Source organism: Prevotella sp. HCN-7019 (assembly GCF_037890215.1).
GTDB lineage: Bacteria > Bacteroidota > Bacteroidia > Bacteroidales > Bacteroidaceae > Prevotella.
The window spans coordinates 1-5,322 of sequence record NZ_JBBKBO010000021.1 but is presented as its reverse complement, the minus strand read 5'-3'; the positions used below and the strand labels follow the sequence as shown (position 1 = coordinate 5,322).

The 5,322-nt window shown below is 38.2% G+C and carries 3 protein-coding genes and 1 pseudogene; 2 read left to right on the top strand and 2 right to left on the bottom strand.

The features are described 5' to 3' along the window. On the bottom strand, nucleotides 1-2,228 hold a 2,228-nt coding region (locus WKT13_RS13225; protein ID WP_340324223.1), incomplete at its 3' end, for a hypothetical protein. 25 nt (nucleotides 2,229-2,253) lie between these two features. Beyond that, nucleotides 2,254-2,463, bottom strand: a complete 210-nt coding sequence (locus WKT13_RS13220; RefSeq protein WP_298617705.1) for a hypothetical protein — start codon at nucleotides 2,461-2,463, stop codon at nucleotides 2,254-2,256. Between the two features lie 471 nt (nucleotides 2,464-2,934). Here WKT13_RS13220 and WKT13_RS13215 point away from each other — a divergent pair, with 471 nt between their 5' ends. Together WKT13_RS13215 and WKT13_RS13210 are read left to right on the top strand one after the other, a co-directional pair. After that, nucleotides 2,935-3,141, top strand: coding sequence for a hypothetical protein (locus WKT13_RS13215; protein WP_340324222.1), 207 nt, complete (start codon nucleotides 2,935-2,937; stop codon nucleotides 3,139-3,141). A 25-nt stretch (nucleotides 3,142-3,166) separates the two neighbouring features. Next, nucleotides 3,167-5,322 (top strand): annotated as a pseudogene (locus WKT13_RS13210) (hypothetical protein); the annotation flags it as partial.

The window sequence follows — 5,322 nt, the reverse complement described above, 5'->3', positions numbered from 1 at the left end:
TCATCTGCTGGGATGCCGCTTATACCGTTGGTAATATCTCCATCACCGAAGTCGATAGAAAGTTCTTTTGCACCAGTGAAAGAAGATCCTTCAAGTTTCCACATGGTACCGGTGAGGTTTGCCCAAGTGTTTTTATCATCCAGATAGAACATCTTACCTCTTGATACAACGTATGCATTTGTTGGAGCTTCCTGATTCCAATAGAAGTAACCGGTGTATGTTAATTTTCCGTCGCTTGTTTCATATGTCTTTTTAACAACACCATTAGTATATTCGCCTCCATTGGCTACAATCAGATCACCAAGTTTTGAAGTTCTTGTCAAACCGTCAATCTGATATATTGGACCATAATATGTAACAGGTACTTTTACATCACCAGTAAATTCATCGTTGCTGTATACATCAAATTTGTATGCTATATCTCTTGCTACTTCCGGTGCTTTGGTAACTTTTATTACATAGCAGTCTCCTGCCTTTATAACCGTTTCATCAGGGTTGCTTGCCAAATCTACTGCTTCGAAGCGAATCTGATTGCCATTGTTTGCAAGACCTACGAGTTTGCTCAGTTTAACATCGTCACCGAATGCATTTCTTACCTGTGTAGCTGTCAGGTTAACCGGTAAAACGAGAGCTTCCCATTTTGGAGTTGTTTCTGTACCTGCAACAATATTGAAGTCGCGTACGAGGTTGAATTGACGTGCGTATCCATACTTATACTCGTCTATACCGTCAGTATTGGTTTCTGAGAAAGCGGTATTGTCTGTGCTATATGAATCAATACCGAATTCGTATGTTCCTGAATATTTAATATCAATATTTGCAATGTAAAGTGTTCCTTGTTCTTTATATTTTGCAGCACCGATTGTCAGGGTACCAGTTTTACCGTCTTCACTATTTGGATCTGCAGTAACTGTTACATTCAGTGTTATTGTCTTGAATTCTGTGTTAGGATGATAGATAGCATCAGAACTCTTTGTGTAATCACCACCGGTTGCTAGGTATTCTCCTGCAGCGACGTTACCACGGAAGTATTTTGAAGCACTTGTAGTTAATACATTCTTATGATAGTTGTAGAAATTCGTAGTAAAGTTAGTCTGGTCATTGTCTGTAAGAACCGGTATTTCCGCACCTTGGTTCACTCCGCTTGTTCCTGCTGCGAAAAGGAATGCGATATTGCTGTTATTTGTGCTACCAATTTCATTGGCGTCATCAGAAACAAATGCTTGTGCAGTAATTGTATATGTTCCAGGTCTTACGTTAGTTATCTGCTGACGCATAACTATAGGATTTTTCATTTCTCCGGAACTGAAACTACCATAACTCTTTGCGTAGTCAAGTTCTATATCAGTTTTTCCATCGTGATCTTTAACAGTTATACCTTTAATGTTTTCTGCACCAGGAGCCATTGAACGGTATGCTTTGTAATCTGCTTTGCCAAGACCAGCACCTGTACTTATGCTTATAGCATCTTCTTCTAACTGGGCTCCATGTGAAGTTCCGCTAATTGTATACCAATCCCATGAAGCGTTTTCATCCATGTAGCGCACAAAACGTGTGTTCTGGAACAAACCACTGACTTCTATGTTTGTCTGATGGGTAACACTAAGCAATACATCACGGAATGCTTTACGAGGAATAAATAGCCACCTATCTGTGTCTTTGTTAGAAGATACAATACGTAATGTGTTTTCAGCAGTTTCTATACTCAAATAACTGTTTGTCTCTGTGTTCTGGATATTATAATATGATTTACCATTTGATGCTCCTTCATAATTAATATCCCACTGGTAGTACATATCCTGTGTGTCACCAGCACCTCTATCCATGAACACTCTATCTGTATATGAATTGTCTTTTGGCTCAACTCCTAAATATGAGCCTGCACCAGGATTATTAAGGGTACCTTTAATTGTACAGCTAGAGTAATTATTTCCTCCCCAATCTCTGTTCCCAGTTATTGTAAGTCTCATTCCTCTATTTGAGGTAATAGCCTGTGTTCCGTATTCTCCTCCGACATTAACAAATGTGTAAGTTTTATTACCATCCCAGTGACATAAGTAAATACCGTCTGTTGTACTGCCATAATTAGTAATGGCATCTTGAATGGTAACAGCATAATTTATCCATTCAATCTGTTCTTCCGTCTCATAACTTTGTGCGGAAGCTGTTGTCTTGACACCAAATACGGCAGTCAAGATCAATGCTATAAATAATGTAAACTTCTTCATGCTTTTGCTTTTTACCTTGTTGTTTTTATTCCCATACATTAAAACTCTTAGAATTACTTGGACGCTTCTGAGGAGTCCACTGATCATTATCTTCATCAGTGATTTTGTCCTCATCGTCAGGACCAATGATAGGGAGTGATTCTTCGCCTGTATGCCATGACTCGGTAAGCAAGGCACCTTCCGTCTTCACTTCCACAACGGAAGTGTTAGGAATAAGATACTTTTTTTTCATCATGCGTTAATTTATATGTTATTATTTCACTTAATTCAAATGTTGCATACTATTATTTCATCATTTCATCATTGTGTGTGCTGATTCATTATTGCCGGTTGAATTTACGGCTTAGATCCTGAAGTAAAAGAACCCGGTTTAATAATAAGCTGTTCGCTTTTCCTTCAAATTGTGATTATTTGTTGTTATTTATTCCTTAGAAATGTCTTTGTTGAGATTAAAAAATTAAAATAATTTCATCATGCTACACCTCTTACAAAGAGGTGTAGCATGATGAAATTTTATTTTTATTAAAATCGAACAATTTTCCAAAACGTAAAAGCGTAAAATAACAGCAATGTATAAACCGGATTATATCTATGAATTTTTGTGAATTTTAAGATGAAAATCCGCGTTCAAAAGTACTTATAAGCCGATATTTCAGCTTCTGATAGACAAAAACTATAGGATAGAATAAGAATATTAAATTAACGCATGATGAAAAAAAAGTATGTAATTCCCAACACTTTAGTTGTTGAGGTAGACACTGAAGGTCTTATGCTTGCAGAGTCGTGGACAACTGATGGTGGTGCAAGTAGTGAAGGAGACATTGAATATGGTGGAAACGGTGTTACGGGAGAAGACGATCAATGGACTCCAAATCGTCCGAGTAATTCCAAGAGTTTTAATGTATGGGAATAAAAACAACAAGGTAAAAAGCAGAAACATGAAAAAGTTTACTTTATTTATTGCAATGGTCTTGACCGCCTTGTTTGGTGTCAAGACAACTGTTTCCGCACAAGATTATGAAACAGAGGAACAGATTGAGTGGATAAAATATGCTGTTGATTTTGAAACAGCAAAAACTAATCAAAGTACAACTGACGGAATTTATCTCTGTCATTGGGATGGAAATAATACATATAAATTTGTCAATGCCGGTGGTGAATATGGAACACAGGCTGTTGCAACAAGCCGTGCTATGAAAATGACTTTGGGTGGAACTTATGATGCTTGTACATTTTCCGGAACACTTTATAATAAGGATTTAGGAACTTATTTAGGTCTGGAACCAAATTCTACAGGAAGAGTATTCCTTGATAGATCATCTGAGGGATGGACTCTAAATGAAGCCACCGAGATTGTATCTGGAAAATGTTATACAATTACTACAACAAAGTCGGAATATCTTAATGTAGATGACAACTCAAATACACTGGTTACAAACGGTACTTCAAACGGATATTGGCTTCTTATTCCTCGTACCGCGTTCCGTGAGGTATTACTTGCTGTTACACACCAGACAAACATTGAAGTGAGCGGTCTGTTCCTCAATACACTTTTTGTACGTTATATGAACGAGAACACTTCATGGGAGTGGTGGACACTTAACGGAACACAACCAGGCGAAAAACAAAATGAAGATGCACAAAATCCGGAAACAGGAGCAGGACTTGGAATTGCTGCTAAGGGAGCATACCGTTCAATGGCACCTGGTGCAGAAAAGATAAAACCCGGCAGATCTTCTGTTTCAAGCACATTTGACTACGCTAAAACATACGGTGCATTCAGTTCTGCAGAAATAAAAGAGCCGATGATTATGCGTCAGACAGCATCGAAAGTAAAGGTAGGTACTTATATTATAACAGCTCAGGCTTTTCTTTCAAATCATGACGGCGAAACTTTACCAGCACAGACAGCTTATCTGTTCGCTTCAGGAGCAACAGGACAAAATCAAGGTGCCTTGATACCAACTCTAGAAAGTACTGAACAGGAAAACTTTACTAATAATTTCTATAATAATCATCAAAATTTGGTAAAAACATATCTGTCTACAGATGACATATATTTCCGTGGTAATATAGCCGCCGGTGAGTTCCTTGCAACAAACAATGGTACAATACCAACGGAAACTGCCATATACAATCCTAATACAGATTTCCATCGCGTTTCTATTGCAGTAACAGTAACTCCTAATAGTGCTTATCCGACAGATCCTGACGGAACACAGTATGGCGACCTGACCATTGGTATTGTTAAATATTCAGAAGAAGGTACTGTATACGCAAGAAACATTAGAGTATATTATTCCGGTGAGTATGAATTTGGTATAGATTCTTATAACTCAGATAACACGCCGTTAACAAGTGAGAATACAGACGGCATTGATGAATTCCAGTATGGTTATGCACGTCAGTTCAATCTTGTACGTGATTTCAACATCACGGCATCTGGTCAGGGAGCAAACGCAAAATGGGAGGCACTCGTTCTGCCTGTCAACCTTACAGCGACACAGGTAAGAAATGCATTCGGTGATGATGTTAAATTGAGTGAACTTGTAGGTCTTGCTAACAATGGAACCCAAATACGTTTCAAACCAGTAGATTTAAGTAATCCAAACTCTACTGCAATATATGCCGGCGGTTGTTATGTAATAAAAGTTACAAAAGCACCGGAAGTAGCAAGAAATACAGAATATACGTTTAATGTATATAGCGGTACCGGTAATCTGCAGATTCCGATTACATATTATGGTCCAATCTATCAGATTGATGGTGTGACACGTTCAAATGAAGATCTCGCAACCTTGATTAATGAGAACGGAGGAACATATAAAGATGGTATCGTAACAAAAACATATACAAACGAAGGAAAAGATCTTAATTTCACAGGTTACTTCTATTGGGATGCTGCCGGAGTAAACAATGCATACGTTGTGTCAAGAGGCAAGATGTTCTATTTGACAACACCATGGAAGAATCTTACCGGCACCATGTGGAAACTTGAAGATCCGACCCTCAACCCAGGAGAAGCAAAAGATATTTCCATTGACTTCGGCGACGGCACAATTACAAACGGCATAAGCGACATCACAGCAGATGG